The organism is Testudinibacter sp. P80/BLE/0925 (assembly GCF_053570785.1).
In genome coordinates this window covers 361,341-374,599 of sequence record NZ_CM131636.1, presented here as the reverse complement: position 1 = coordinate 374,599, position 13,259 = coordinate 361,341, and the positions used below count along the sequence as shown (strand labels likewise).

The following is a 13,259-nucleotide window of genomic DNA, read 5'->3' as shown; positions in this document are numbered from 1 at the left end:
AAAAAGCCAACATAGGAAAGAATATGACCACCGCACTAACCAACACTCCGATCACCGTTCTTGGCGCAGGTTCTTTCGGCACTTCGCTGGCGATTGCGTTTTCTCGTAACGGCTACCCGACTTACCTGTGGGGGCACGATAAACACCATCTGCAACGATTAGCCGAAGAACGGCAAAACCGTGAATTTCTACCGGATATCGCCTTTCCCGACTCGCTGATTATCGAACCGAGTTTATGCACTGCCATTCAAGCTTCGCGCGATATCTTATTAGTCGTGCCGAGCCATGTGTTCGGCGATGTGATCGCCCAAATTAAACCGCTGTTGCGCAACGACAGCCGCCTGATTTGGGCAACCAAAGGCTTGGAGCGGGATAGCGGACGCTTATTGCAAGCAGTGGTGAAAGAACAACTCGGCAGCCACTATCCGCTGGCGGTGTTGTCCGGCCCGACCTTTGCCAAAGAACTGGCAAACGGCTTGCCGACGGCAATCGCTTTGGCTTCAGACAATGCGCAATTCGCGCGTGAAGTGCAAACCCGCATTCATTGCAGCAAACATTTCCGTGTCTATATCAACAATGACATGATTGGCGTACAACTGGGCGGCGCCGTCAAAAACGTGATTGCGATTGGCGCCGGCATTTCCGATGGCATGGGCTTCGGTGCGAATGCGCGTACCGCACTGATCACCCGTGGCATTGCCGAAATCACCCGTTTGGGCTTATCCTTGGGCGCACAGCCGGAAACCTTTATGGGCATGGCCGGCTTGGGCGATTTGGTGTTGACCTGTACCGACAACCAATCGCGCAACCGCCGTTTCGGCTTAATGTTGGGACAAGGCTTCAGCGCACAACAAGCCTTGGATAATATCGGACAAGTGGTCGAAGGCTTCTACAACACCAAAGAAACTCACCTGCTGGCACAACGGCAAGGGATCGAAATGCCGATTACCGAACAGATTTATCAAGTGCTATTCTGCGGCAAAAACGCTCGCGACGCAGCGCTTGCCCTGCTAGGCCGTGAGCGTAAAGAAGAATATACAAGAGAATGATTATGACCGAAATGTCTCCGCAAAAACTGCTCGATTTATGGTTGTCAATCCGCAGCGAAGCCAAAGAACTGGTGGAAAATGAACCGATGTTGGCAAGTTTCTATCATGCCACCATTTTGAAGCATTACGATCTCGGTTTGGCACTCAGTTATATTCTGGCAAATAAACTGTCCAATCCGATTATGCCGGCGATTGCGCTGAAAGAGATTATCGAAGAAGCTTATCAACAGCACCCGGATTTAATCGCCTACGCCGCCTGTGATTTATTGGCGGTACGCGAGCGTGATCCGGCGGTCAACATGTGCTCCACGCCACTGCTATATCTGAAGGGCTACCACGCCCTGCAAAGCTACCGTATCACCCATTATTTGTGGCAAGCCGGCAGAACGGCACTGGCGATTTATCTGCAAAACCAGATTTCGGTTGCGTTTGATGTGGATATTCACCCCGCCGCGCGGATCGGCAAAGGCATTATGCTCGATCATGCCACGGGCATTGTGGTCGGCGAAACCGCGGTGATTGAAGATGATGTCTCGATTTTACAAGGCGTTACTCTCGGCGGCACAGGCAAAGAGTGCGGTGATCGCCACCCGAAAGTACGCGAAGGCGTGATGATCGGCGCAGGCGCAAAAATTCTCGGCAATATCGAAGTCGGACGCTTCGCCAAAATCGGCGCCGGATCAGTAGTGCTGCAAGCCGTACCGGAATACGCCACCGCCGCCGGCGTACCGGCGAAAATCATCGCCCAACACCAACAAACCAAACCCTCATTCGAAATGGATCAGTATTTTGCCGACAACGATCAGTTGGAATGTGAATTCCGTAATATTTAATTCGTCTTGGTAAACCAAAGTGCGGTTAAACCGCACTTGAGATTGCGGACAAACTTACTGCTCTCCCTCCGTGTGCGGAGGGAGTACCATTTTTCGCAAGAAAAATGGGGAGGGAGGAGTAATATGAAAATACAACATATTCATTTTTAAAATGATTTATGCCTCCCTCCGTCCTTCGGACACCTCCCTCCGTATACGGAGGGAGGGAAATGATTAGAGAAAGGGACTTTGTCATCAGCTTGAAGTGCGGCTAAACCGTACTTCCATTTTTCCCCTCTCTTTTTTGAAATTTGACTCGATTTTTATTCCAAATGTGACAAAGATCAAAATTTTGACTTAAAGATCGCTAATGCCTTGTTTTTTTAAACTGAGAAAGTTTAAGGATTTTTCTGTCTTTTGGGGTGCAGATCACCGCCAGCAACCGCACTTTGCATAAATGCGTGCTTATGCCAGCCAGTGTTTGACTAATTCATCGTCAATCACTTTGCGCGACCACAGACTGCCGAATTCCGGTTCGGGATATTTGCTGTGGTTGTAGGCAATCAATTTGACGAAATCAAAAGCGGCGTGCGGATAATCATTAATCAGCAATAAGGCAAAATCGCCGCCTTGCGACCAGCAGATTTGTAACTTGCGTGCTGTTTCTTTTTCGCTGACCGCACTTGCGTTATAAATGTGCAGCGAATCGACAATCGGCATGGCTTGGCGGGTATCCAAAGCATAAAAATAACCGGTTTCGCCGTCATCTTCAAAGATTACCGAGAGGTGATCATGTTGTTCCGATCCGGTGCCGACCTGCTTTGTTTGTCCGATAAACAGTTGATCTTCCAATGCTAAATAGAACATATATTGCCCTCCTCTTTTCGATAAAGAAAAAGGTTGTCTGAATCGCTTCAAACAACCTTTTCTTCATTTAGCTAAGGTAATAATTACGCTTGACCTTTCACTTCTTTCAAGCCGTTGAACGGGGCTTTCGCACCTAACGCTTCTTCGATACGGATTAATTGGTTGTATTTGGCAACACGGTCAGAACGGCTCATTGAACCGGTTTTGATTTGACCTGCTGCGGTACCGACCGCTAAATCGGCGATAGTCGCATCTTCGGTCTCGCCTGAACGGTGAGAGATAACCGCGGTGTAACCGGCATCTTTCGCCATTTTGATCGCCGCCAAGGTTTCGGTCAAAGAGCCGATTTGGTTGAATTTGATCAAGATGGAGTTGGCGATACCTTTGTCGATACCTTCTTTTAAGATTTTGGTGTTGGTTACGAACAGATCGTCACCGACCAATTGTACACGGTCGCCCAATACTTTAGTTTGGTAAGCAAAACCTTCCCAGTCGGATTCGTCTTGACCATCTTCGATAGAGACGATTGGGTATTGTTTGGTCAATTCTTCTAAGTAATGCGTGAACTCTTGAGAAGTGAAGGTTTTGCCTTCGCCTTTCATTTCGTAGTTGCCGGTTTCTTTGTTGTAGAACTCAGAAGAGGCGCAGTCCATCGCTAAGGTCACGTCTTTGCCTAACACATAACCGGCTTTTTCCACCGCTTCTTTGATGCATGCCAATGCGTCAGCGTTAGACGCCAGGTTAGGGGCGAAACCACCTTCGTCACCCACTGCCGTGTTCAAACCTTTGCCTTTCAATACTTTTGCTAAGTTGTGGAATACTTCCGCACCGATACGCAATGCTTCACGCAAGGTTTTCGCACCGACCGGTTGAATCATAAATTCTTGAATATCGACGTTGTTGTCAGCGTGTTCACCACCGTTGATGATGTTCATCATCGGTAAAGGCATGGAGTAAACGCCAGGGGTGCCGTTTAATTCGGCAATGTGTGCGTACAATGGCAAGCCTTTGGATGCCGCCGCGGCTTTCGCATTCGCCAATGATACCGCCAAAATGGCATTCGCGCCGAATTTGGATTTGTTGTCAGTACCGTCTAAATCGATCATGATTTGGTCGATTTCGGCTTGGTTTGTCGCATCTTTGCCGACAACCGCACTTGCAATCGGACCGTTTACCGCTTCAACCGCTTTCAACACGCCTTTACCCAAGAAACGCGATTTGTCGCCGTCACGCAGTTCCAACGCTTCGCGCGAACCGGTCGATGCACCTGATGGCGCAGCCGCTAAACCAACGAAGCCACCTTCCAAATGCACTTCTGCTTCAACCGTCGGATTTCCGCGAGAATCAATAATTTCACGACCAATTACTTTAACAATTTTTGCCATTGTATTTTCCTCTTGTGATTAAACTAAAATCAATACTAAAAAACTGTGTTATATACTAAAGGGATTTGTTTTATTTGTCTTGTAAAAAGTGCAGGAATGACGATTCCTGCACCGAATTATTTTTTTATTTTAACAAATTACTTACTTTTTCTGATGTTCTTTCGCAGCTTTAACAAATCCGCTAAATAAGCGGTGTCCGTCGCGCGGGGTTGAAGTGAATTCAGGGTGGAATTGCGCCGCGACGAACCACGGGTGGTTCGGGATTTCGATGATTTCCACCAATTTCTTATCCGCCGACAAACCGCTGACTTTCAAGCCCGCCGCTTCGATTTGCGGTAATAAATTGTTGTTCACTTCATAGCGGTGGCGGTGGCGTTCTTCGATGGTGTCTGCGCCGTAAATCTCGTGCGTTTTGGTGCCTTCGATCAAGTGGCAAAGTTGTGCCCCCAGGCGCATTGTGCCGCCCAGATCGGAGCTTTCGCTACGGGTTTCGACGTTGCCTTCGGCATCCTGCCATTCGGTAATCAAACCGACCACCGGATACGGCGTGTTTTTGTCAAATTCGGTCGAGTTGGCGTTGCTTAAACGTGCCACATTGCGCGCGTATTCAATCAGAGCGACCTGCATTCCCAGACAAATGCCCAAATACGGAATGTTGTTTTCACGTGCGTATTGGGCGGTCATGATTTTGCCTTCCACGCCACGATAGCCGAAGCCGCCCGGCACTAAAATGCCGTCCAAGCCTTTCAGCAGATCGGTGCCTTTGGATTCGATGTCTTGCGAGTCGATATATTTGATATGCACGCTTAAACGGTTGCTTAAACCTGCGTGTTTCAAGGCTTCGTTCACCGATTTGTATGCGTCCGGCAGTTCGATATATTTGCCGACCATGCCAATCGTGACGTCACCATTGCTTGGGTTGCTTTCGCGGTATAACACCTGTTCCCATTCGCTCAGATCCGCCTCCGGACAGTCGAAATGGAAACGTTGGCAGATATAGTCATCTAAGCCCTGTGATTTCAACATTGCCGGAATTTGGTAAATCGAGCTGACATCTTTCAGCGACACTACTGCTTTTTCCGGGACGTTACAGAATAAGGCAATTTTGGCGCGTTCATTCGCCGGAATGCTGCGATCGGAACGGCAAATCAGAATATCCGGTTGAATCCCGATGGAAAGTAACTCTTTCACCGAGTGTTGGGTCGGTTTGGTTTTCAATTCGCCTGCGGCGGCGATATACGGCACTAACGTCAGGTGCATAAATAAGGTGCGCTCGCGTCCGACTTGCACCGCCAATTGGCGTAAGGCTTCTAAGAACGGTAACGATTCAATATCACCGACCGTGCCGCCGACTTCGACAATCGCCACGTCATGATCGGCTGCGCCGTCAATCACGCGCGCTTTGATTTCGTTGGTGATATGCGGAATCACCTGAATGGTTGCGCCCAAATAGTCGCCGCGACGTTCTTTGCGTAACACTTCGGAATAGATTTTACCGGTGGTGAAATTGTTGCGCTTGGTCATTTTGGTGCGGATAAAGCGCTCGTAATGCCCTAAGTCTAAGTCGGTTTCCGCGCCGTCTTGGGTCACGAACACTTCACCGTGCTGAATTGGGCTCATTGTGCCCGGGTCGACGTTGATATAAGGGTCAAGTTTCATCATCGTGACGTTTAAGCCACGCGCTTCTAAAATTGCCGCAAGAGATGCCGCAGCAATACCTTTACCGAGGGAAGATACGACACCGCCCGTCACAAAAATATAATTGGTAGCCATTTGAAATCCAGTCTGTGAATGAGATGATTTTGAGATAAGAAAGTCTTATCAGGACGGGACAATAGTGTATAGCAAAGTGCGGTCAAACTCAAATATTCATTCCGCTTGCCTTTTGCACAAAAATCCGTATTATCACCGCTCTTTATACAATTTAAGCTTTATACAATTTATCATTTTATTTGGGTTCCCTCGCCCCCAAACACAACAAAAAGGTATTATTATGTTTTCAGCCTCTTCGCTTTTTAGCACACAACAAAAACGCAATGCGTTAATTATTCTTAGTTTTTTCCATATTTTGATTATCACCGCCAGCAATTATCTGGTGCAATACGCCTTTGAAGTGCGGTTGCCGTTCAGCGATTTCAGCTTTCACACCACGTGGGGGACGCTGACTTTCCCGTTTATCTTTTTAGCTACCGATCTGACCGTGCGCGTGTTCGGCGCAAAAGAGGCGCGCCAGATTATTTTTATGGTGATGATTCCGGCATTGATGATCAGCTATCTGGTTTCTACGCTGTTTGTCGACCAACAATTTCAAGGGCTGACCGCACTTGCGACCTTTAATCTGTTCGTCTTCCGCATAGCGATTGCCAGTTTTGCCGCTTATGTGTTCGGGCAACTGTTAGACGTGTTAGTATTCAATCGCTTACGCCAACTCAAAACCTGGTGGATTGCGCCGAGCTGTTCGATGACCTTCGGCAGTGCCTGCGATACGCTGATGTTCTTTGCGATCGCCTTTTATCAAAGCAGTGATCCGTTTATGGCGGAAAACTGGCTGACGCTCGGCTTTGTCGATTATTTGTTTAAATTGTTTATCGGTTTACTGTTTTTCGTACCTGCCTATGGCGTGGTGTTGAATGTTATTTTGAAAAAGTTGCAGCAATTGGTCGATCTCCGTCAGCCCAGTTTGAATTAATTTTTTATTTCTTTTTTGACTGATTTTTTAAGCCTAAGGACAACACAAATGGATTTAAGACACGCGATTGCCAAAAGTGCAATGAGCCCGTTTCAATGGGGGATTGTGCTGTTGGCGTTTTTATTAAACGTATTGGACGGTTTTGATGTGCTGGCAATGGCGTTTACCGCTTCTTCGATCAAAACGGAATTTAATTTAGACGGCGCGCAAGTGGGCTATTTACTCAGCGCAGGCTTGGTTGGCATGACCATCGGTTCGCTGTTTTTAGCCCCACTGGCGGATAAATTCGGGCGTCGTCCATTATTATTGGTCTCTGTGCTGTTATCCACCGTCGGTATGTTGTTGTCCGGTTTTGCCGGCGATCACTATCAATTAGCTGTTTGGCGTGTTATTACTGGCTTAGGTGTGGGCAGTATTTTAGCCTGTACCAACGTGATCGTCAGCGAATATTCTTCACGCAAATGGCACGGCTTGGCAATCAGCCTGTACGCCGCCGGTTTCGGTATCGGCGCAGTGTTAGGCGGCATGTCGGCACGTTTTTTACAAGCCGGTTACGGCTGGCAATCGGTATTTTTTGTCGGGGCGGCATTAACCGGCGCCTGCTTGCTGGTGATTTGGTCATTCCTGCCGGAATCGATCGACTTCTTGATGAGTAAAAAACCGAAAAACGCCCTTGGGCGGCTGCAAAAAATCGCCAAACGCTTAAAATTACAAGGCGATTGGACGTTAGAACAACAAACGCAAAGCCAACAACAACCGCGCGGTATTTTAGAACTGTTCTCACCAAATTATTTGAAAATTACTTTATTGGTATGGGCGGCATTTTTCACCATTATGTTCAGCTTTTATTTTATCAGCTCATGGACACCGGCGTTGTTGGAACAAGCCGGCATGTCGAAAAATGAAAGTATCAGCGTCGGCATGATGTTATCGCTCGGCGGTACTTGCGGCGCATTAACCTTCGGCTTATTCGCCAGCCGTTGGACGGCACGCCATATTCTGATCGTGTTTGGCGTTTTGGCAAGCATTGCGATTGTCGGCTTCGTGTTTTCCCTGCAAAGCGTCGGTTTTGCGTTTATATTGGGTGTGTTAATCGGCAGTTTGATTAACGGCTGTATCAGCGGTTTGTATATCCTTAACCCGAGTCTGTATCAAGCCGAAATCCGCAGCACCGGCGTGGGTTTCTCTATTGGTGTCGGACGCTTCGGCGCAATCTTCGCCCCTATCTTAGCCGGTTATCTGCTCGACGCAGGCTGGCAATCAAAAGATCTCTATCTTGGCGCCGCCGCCGTGATGTTGATTTCTACGCTGGCAGTGTATTGGTTAAAACCGAAAGCGACGGTGACTTCGCTTTAAGGCAGTTTAAAGCCGCTATCGGAGGAAGCCCCGATAGCGGCTTTTTTGTCAACCGCACTTTTATGTGAGTCGGTTATTTCTGTGGGAAACAGGATTTTTTCAGAATTTCTTCCACTTCAATATTGGTTGCATTGACGGTTTCGACTTTTCTGACGGTTAAAAAGCCGTTTTCTTCCGATTCCGGTTTTTGCCTGGCAAATTTATTGCTAATCGACCAACTGTAATTATCCACGCTGAACACGGTAGTTTCGCGATTGGATTTTTCGCCGTCATAATCCAAGGTTAAGATCTCTGTTCCCAATTTGACTTGCGCCACCGCAGTCGCTTCGCCAAAATGGTAACGGGCTTCGGCGCGTTGCTGATCAACTCCGGCTTCACACTGGTATTGCACCCATTTGGCGGCAAGCACCGGTTCTTGGTAGTCTTTCACGCGGATACCGCTGTCAGCGGTATTCGTTGAGCAGGCGGTTAATGCGGCTGCGCAGGCTGTAATCAGTAATCGTTTTTTCAACATATGCTAATCTCCGTTGTTGGTTGGGCATAGAATTATTTCTTGCCGGCAAACATGCCGCCCCAGTTATCATCGTTATTACCACTGTCCATCATCGCCCCCAGTTCTTCAGCCTGAGGACCAAAAAAATGACCGCTAACGTTAGCCGATTCTTTTTCTGTTGCCGCAAGTGCGGTTGCAGTAAATTGATTGCCGTTGATTTTGCCGTTCACAATTTCAATCGGGGTGACATAGTTGGCATCACCGGGGTTTACTTCGGTTATTTTATTGCCTTCTTTGATGATAGTGCCTGAGGAATCAAATTCGTGCACCCAATCATACTGTCGTTGTGTGCCGGATAATAATCTTCCGCTCAGTGTTTTTGCACCGAAATCAACACTGATATTGGCATTACCTAACACCTCGTTATAGCCCTTATCAATTATATAGCTATTATCAGCAATTTCTGTTGAAGGCAGATAAATTGCTTCGCCTTGATACGTTGCTGTTCCTGAGGGCATATTACCGATAGGCGTAACAAACCCATGATAGAGGTGTAATGCTACATCTTTTCCAGAGTCATCGACGGAGGCGAGGCGAACATATTGTAAATTATTACAACAGTAGTAATTATCATCTATATCGTTACTACTCTTTATGCTCCAAATACCGTCAGATTTACCGTTTAATGCCAAATCAAAGGTGCGTCCGGCAACGGTAATCGAATCTAAGCTGTTGGAATTCGGATTACCGAAAGAAGTTTGATCGTTTTCATCGGTAAAAATATATTGGCCGCCGGTTTGGGTTGGTAATCTCGTTTGGTTATTTGGAATGGAATTATCGATATTCGCATTTGAACTGCTACCACCACCGCCACCGGAACAAGCCGCCATGAATAAACTGATAAAAACGGTGTTGCTTAAATAAAATAAATTTTTTTTCATCTTAAACGCTCCATTGTTGTTAGGCAGTCTGGCTGTGTTAAAAATCGTTGTGCAACAAATCAGGAATGGTAGTGCTCACACGCATACAGCGTGTTGCTCATCAACATTGCCACCGTCATCGGGCCGACGCCGCCCGGCACCGGCGTGATAAAGCCGGCTTTTTCGGCGGCGGAGGCAAAATCCACATCACCGACTAAACCGTTTTCGGTACGGTTGATACCGACATCAATGACCACCGCGCCCGCTTTAATCCAGTCGCCCGGGATAAAGTGCGGTTTGCCGACGGCGACCACCAGAATATCCGCTTGGCGTACATGCTGTTCCAGATTTTTGGTAAAGCGGTGAGTTACCGTGACAGTGCAACCGGCAAGCAATAATTCCAGTGCCATCGGGCGACCGACGATATTGGAGGCGCCGACCACTACGGCGTGTTGTCCGTACAGATCAATCCCGGTTGTTTGTAACAGCTGGATAATACCGTAAGGGGTGCAAGCGCGTAGTAAAGGAATACGCTGGCACAAACGCCCGACATTGTAAGGGTGGAAACCGTCCACGTCTTTGCTTGGGGTAATCCGTTCAATCACTTTGGCGGAATCAATTTGCGCCGGTAACGGCAACTGCACCAAAATACCGTCGATACTTTCGTCAGTATTGAGCTGATCAATCAACGCCAGTAGTTCTTGTTCGCTGGTGTCGGAGGGCAAATCATAAGATTTGGAGTGAATACCGATTTCAGCGCAACTTTTACGTTTGCTGCCGACATACACTTGCGACGCCGGATCAGCCCCGACTAAAATCACCGCCAAACCCGGTGCGCGTTTGCCTTCGGCGAGCCGCCGGGTAATTTTTTCGGCAATTTCCGTTTTGATTTGTTTGGCAATTTGCGTGCCTGAAATAAGTTGCGCTGACATGGCCCGTCCTTTTAACGTGATAAAAATAAGCTAAAATCGTAAAAAAGCCATTTTGGCAGAAAAGTGCGGTTATTGTAAGCCTGAACCCGTCAAAAAATAAGCGACTAAACCAAAAAAAGCAAAAAACGATTGACGAAAAAATTCAGGCTTTTATAATGCACGCTACTTGTCGGCGAGTAGCGCAGCTTGGTAGCGCAACTGGTTTGGGACCAGTGGGTCGTAGGTTCAAATCCTATCTCGCCGACCACTTCTTTTTCTCCCATAATATCCAACTATAATGCGCCCTTAGCTCAGCTGGATAGAGCAACGGCCTTCTAAGCCGTAGGTCACAGGTTCGAATCCTGTAGGGCGTGCCATGAAATTTTATTTTTCACTAAAGAGCAGAAACTTCTTGTATTGCCAGAATAATCGTGTTCTAATGCGCCTCAGCTAAACGACAGTTTATTTAAGTTCGATATTTGTGGCACTTCCTTTAATAACAAATTTATTTTGTTTTCCTGAAAGTCTTTGAATACCAATCTCTATCTAAGTTCAAGTTACTAGCAACTCCCTTTGCGTTAAGCAAAATAAATTAAATTAAATTGATTATATTAAGGATGACATTATGTCTAAATTAACTGGTACCGTAAAATGGTTCAACTCAACTAAAGGCTTCGGTTTTATTACTCCGGCAGACGGCAGCAAAGATCTGTTCGTTCACTTTTCCGGAATTCTTGGTAATAACTACAGAACCTTGGAAGAAGGGGCTAAAGTTGAATTTAACGTACAAGATTCACAACGTGGCCCGGCTGCGGTAGAGGTTGCGCTGGTTTAAGCCTAACACACGTTACTGTTTTTAAACCCCGGTAGAATGATCTGCCGGGGTTTTTTATCGCCATCAAATCATGCGTTTAAGTTATTGTTTATGACAAGTTTTGTAAGTTAGTCGTTAACATTTGACTATCCAATTGTTATCGCAAGAAATAATCTGTGAGATCATTAACAGTTTAGCTTCATATGATTTGGCTAACATGACATGCTCCCTCTAAAATAGATCCATTGTTCATTATTGGGAATAGATTATGTCGGATTCACGTTATTATTCGCTTAAAAAATTAACCCTTTACCCGATTGCGTTGGCGAGACAGAGTAAGGTGATTCAATTTTTTCTTTCGGTTTTATTCGGTTTGGGCATGATGTATTGGTTGTCTGATCCGAGCTTCACCCGCACCCAAAACTTAGTGTTGTTATTGCTGTTTATGGCAATCGCACTTTGGATGACAGAAGCAATTCCGCCGTTTTCGGTCGGGATTTTGGTGATTGGTTATTTGGTGGTGGTGATGGGGACGGACGAAAATCAACACGCCATGCGCTATGTGCAAACTTGGTCCGACGGGGTGATTTGGTTGTTTTTGGGGGGATTTTTTCTTGCCGAGGGCATGAAAAAGACTCGCTTAGATGAGGCGTTATTAAAACAGCTGCTGCCAAAATTCGGTCAAAAACCGCACTTTATCTTGCTCGGGCTGATGGCGACCACAGCAGTGATTTCAATGTTGATGAGCAACACGGCGACCACGGCGATGATGATTGCCACGGTCAGCCCGATTTTTGCTTCGTTGGATAAAAAATCCAATTTCTCTAAAGCCTTGCTATTGGGCATTCCAACGGCGGCGTCGATCGGTGGAATGGGGACAATTATCGGTTCTGCGCCGAATGCGATTGCGGTCGGGGCATTGGAAGCGGTCGGAATCCAAATTTCATTTTTAGAGTGGATGATTATCGGAATTCCGATTGCCACTGTTCTGATTTACTTCTTTTGGAAAATCTTATTACGCCGTTACCGGATTAGCAAGGAAGCGATGAATATTCAATTTGCTTTGCCGGATAATACCGAAGAAGAGGGTGATCGTTTTGTGGCGAAAGAGTTACGCTTGCAAAAGATGATTATGATCTCGGTACTGGCGGTAACCCTGTTTTTCTGGCTAACCTCAAAATGGTTTTCGATTCCGATTGCCGCCGTATCCGGTATTCCGATTGTGGTGTTGACAATGTTAGGCGTATTGGACGCGGATGATGTGCGTAAATTACCGTGGGATACCTTGATGTTGGTCGCCGGTGGTTTAGCGCTGGGGATGGCAATTCAGGAGCAGGAACTTGCCAGCCATTTTGTCGATCAACTCAGCCATGTACAGATTAATTTCTATCTGTTGATGCTATTGTTTGGCTTTATTACGGTATTGCTGTCTAATTTCATGAGTAATACGGCGGCGACAACGATTTTAGTGCCGATTGCTTTATCTTTGATGAGTATTTCCAGCGGCAGTTTTAGCCCGGCCGTGTTGCCGTTGGTGATTGCGCTCAGCGCCTCTTGTGCCTTGTTGCTGCCGGTATCCACGCCGCCGAATGCGATTGCGTTCAGTACCGGCTTGATTAAGCAGGCAGAATTTAGGTTGGGCGGTGTTTCGATGGGTTTATTGGGGCCGTTGAGCAGTATTGTCTGGGTTTTGGTCGTTACGTCACTATTTAATTAGCGTTTCAAAAGCAAACCGCACTTTTGCATGCCCTGCACCCCAAAAGTTGGACGGCAAAACTAACTGACTAAGGTGCGGATTTTTATGATGAAATACAACCAAGCCTTTAAACAACACGCGGTTGAATTTTACGTCCGACATCATCAATCGCTTTCCGCGGTCTCCCGTTATTTTTGTTTATCCAAACAATCAGACGATGGGTTGCTCAATATTAATATCCGGGTATCTTTAATATTCAACGTTTCC

The 13,259-nt window shown here is 46.8% G+C and carries 12 protein-coding genes and 2 tRNA genes; 8 read left to right on the top strand and 6 right to left on the bottom strand.

Going from position 1 to position 13,259, the window contains the following annotated elements; all coding sequences use genetic code 11:
- The first annotated feature begins 23 nt into the window (after window positions 1–23).
- Complete coding sequence (gene gpsA / locus ACWA5Z_RS01790; protein WP_431053626.1) at window positions 24–1,049, top strand: NAD(P)H-dependent glycerol-3-phosphate dehydrogenase; 1,026 nt, start codon at window positions 24–26, stop codon at window positions 1,047–1,049.
- A gap of 11 nt (window positions 1,050–1,060) precedes the next feature.
- The gene (gene cysE, locus ACWA5Z_RS01785; protein ID WP_431054269.1) at window positions 1,061–1,882 is read left to right on the top strand and encodes a serine O-acetyltransferase; all 822 of its coding nucleotides are present in this window, start codon (window positions 1,061–1,063) and stop codon (window positions 1,880–1,882) included.
- Between the two features lie 444 nt (window positions 1,883–2,326).
- Here the strand turns inward: cysE and ACWA5Z_RS01780 are convergent, their stop codons facing one another.
- From ACWA5Z_RS01780 to pyrG, 3 genes are all read right to left on the bottom strand, one after another.
- Entirely contained in the window at window positions 2,327–2,728 is a 402-nt protein-coding gene (locus ACWA5Z_RS01780) for a DUF2251 domain-containing protein (protein WP_431053625.1), read from the bottom strand.
- Window positions 2,729–2,811: 83 nt separating this feature from the next.
- Window positions 2,812–4,113 carry a phosphopyruvate hydratase gene (gene eno, locus ACWA5Z_RS01775; protein ID WP_431053624.1) on the bottom strand — a complete coding sequence of 434 codons (1,302 nt, stop codon included), beginning with the start codon at window positions 4,111–4,113 and terminating at the stop codon, window positions 2,812–2,814.
- Window positions 4,114–4,254: 141 nt separating this feature from the next.
- Window positions 4,255–5,886, bottom strand: coding sequence for a glutamine hydrolyzing CTP synthase (pyrG, locus tag ACWA5Z_RS01770; RefSeq protein ID WP_431053623.1), 1,632 nt, complete (start codon window positions 5,884–5,886; stop codon window positions 4,255–4,257).
- Window positions 5,887–6,106: 220 nt separating this feature from the next.
- Here pyrG and ACWA5Z_RS01765 point away from each other — a divergent pair, with 220 nt between their 5' ends.
- Window positions 6,107–6,802, top strand: a complete 696-nt coding sequence (locus ACWA5Z_RS01765) for a 7-cyano-7-deazaguanine/7-aminomethyl-7-deazaguanine transporter (protein WP_431053622.1) — start codon at window positions 6,107–6,109, stop codon at window positions 6,800–6,802.
- Window positions 6,803–6,850: 48 nt separating this feature from the next.
- Window positions 6,851–8,158: an MFS transporter gene (locus tag ACWA5Z_RS01760; protein WP_431053621.1), complete on the top strand. Its 1,308-nt coding sequence runs from the start codon at window positions 6,851–6,853 to the stop codon at window positions 8,156–8,158.
- 73 nt (window positions 8,159–8,231) lie between these two features.
- Here the strand turns inward: ACWA5Z_RS01760 and ACWA5Z_RS01755 are convergent, their stop codons facing one another.
- The 3 genes from ACWA5Z_RS01755 to folD are packed head-to-tail and all read right to left on the bottom strand — an operon-like array spanning window position 8,232 to window position 10,503.
- The gene (locus ACWA5Z_RS01755; RefSeq protein ID WP_431053620.1) at window positions 8,232–8,672 is read right to left on the bottom strand and encodes a hypothetical protein; all 441 of its coding nucleotides are present in this window, start codon (window positions 8,670–8,672) and stop codon (window positions 8,232–8,234) included.
- 32 nt (window positions 8,673–8,704) lie between these two features.
- Window positions 8,705–9,592, bottom strand: a complete 888-nt coding sequence (locus ACWA5Z_RS01750) for a transferrin-binding protein-like solute binding protein (protein WP_431053619.1) — start codon at window positions 9,590–9,592, stop codon at window positions 8,705–8,707.
- A gap of 59 nt (window positions 9,593–9,651) precedes the next feature.
- Complete coding sequence (gene folD / locus ACWA5Z_RS01745; protein ID WP_431053618.1) at window positions 9,652–10,503, bottom strand: bifunctional methylenetetrahydrofolate dehydrogenase/methenyltetrahydrofolate cyclohydrolase FolD; 852 nt, start codon at window positions 10,501–10,503, stop codon at window positions 9,652–9,654.
- A gap of 170 nt (window positions 10,504–10,673) precedes the next feature.
- On the opposite strand from folD, the gene ACWA5Z_RS01740 reads away from it, so the two are divergent.
- From ACWA5Z_RS01740 to ACWA5Z_RS01725, 4 genes are all read left to right on the top strand, one after another.
- Window positions 10,674–10,750, top strand: a tRNA-Pro gene (locus tag ACWA5Z_RS01740).
- A gap of 32 nt (window positions 10,751–10,782) precedes the next feature.
- Window positions 10,783–10,859: transfer RNA gene (locus tag ACWA5Z_RS01735), tRNA-Arg, on the top strand.
- 248 nt (window positions 10,860–11,107) lie between these two features.
- Window positions 11,108–11,317 (top strand): transcription antiterminator/RNA stability regulator CspE, encoded by a 210-nt coding sequence (gene cspE / locus ACWA5Z_RS01730; RefSeq protein ID WP_431053617.1) that lies wholly within the window; start codon window positions 11,108–11,110, stop codon window positions 11,315–11,317.
- Between the two features lie 358 nt (window positions 11,318–11,675).
- Window positions 11,676–13,013 carry an SLC13 family permease gene (locus ACWA5Z_RS01725; RefSeq protein WP_449343127.1) on the top strand — a complete coding sequence of 446 codons (1,338 nt, stop codon included), beginning with the start codon at window positions 11,676–11,678 and terminating at the stop codon, window positions 13,011–13,013.
- Window positions 13,014–13,259: the final 246 nt, after the last annotated feature.

Coding starts and splice junctions, on each gene's coding strand:
- cysE (WP_431054269.1), top strand. CDS start 1,061: ATGTCTCCGCAAAAACTGCTCGATTTATGGTTGTCAATCCGCAGCGAA.
- ACWA5Z_RS01760 (WP_431053621.1), top strand. CDS start 6,851: ATGGATTTAAGACACGCGATTGCCAAAAGTGCAATGAGCCCGTTTCAA.
- pyrG (WP_431053623.1), bottom strand. CDS start 5,886: ATGGCTACCAATTATATTTTTGTGACGGGCGGTGTCGTATCTTCCCTC.
- ACWA5Z_RS01750 (WP_431053619.1), bottom strand. CDS start 9,592: ATGAAAAAAAATTTATTTTATTTAAGCAACACCGTTTTTATCAGTTTA.
- cspE (WP_431053617.1), top strand. CDS start 11,108: ATGTCTAAATTAACTGGTACCGTAAAATGGTTCAACTCAACTAAAGGC.
- eno (WP_431053624.1), bottom strand. CDS start 4,113: ATGGCAAAAATTGTTAAAGTAATTGGTCGTGAAATTATTGATTCTCGC.
- ACWA5Z_RS01765 (WP_431053622.1), top strand. CDS start 6,107: ATGTTTTCAGCCTCTTCGCTTTTTAGCACACAACAAAAACGCAATGCG.
- folD (WP_431053618.1), bottom strand. CDS start 10,503: ATGTCAGCGCAACTTATTTCAGGCACGCAAATTGCCAAACAAATCAAA.
- ACWA5Z_RS01780 (WP_431053625.1), bottom strand. CDS start 2,728: ATGTTCTATTTAGCATTGGAAGATCAACTGTTTATCGGACAAACAAAG.
- gpsA (WP_431053626.1), top strand. CDS start 24: ATGACCACCGCACTAACCAACACTCCGATCACCGTTCTTGGCGCAGGT.
- ACWA5Z_RS01755 (WP_431053620.1), bottom strand. CDS start 8,672: ATGTTGAAAAAACGATTACTGATTACAGCCTGCGCAGCCGCATTAACC.
- ACWA5Z_RS01725 (WP_449343127.1), top strand. CDS start 11,676: ATGATGTATTGGTTGTCTGATCCGAGCTTCACCCGCACCCAAAACTTA.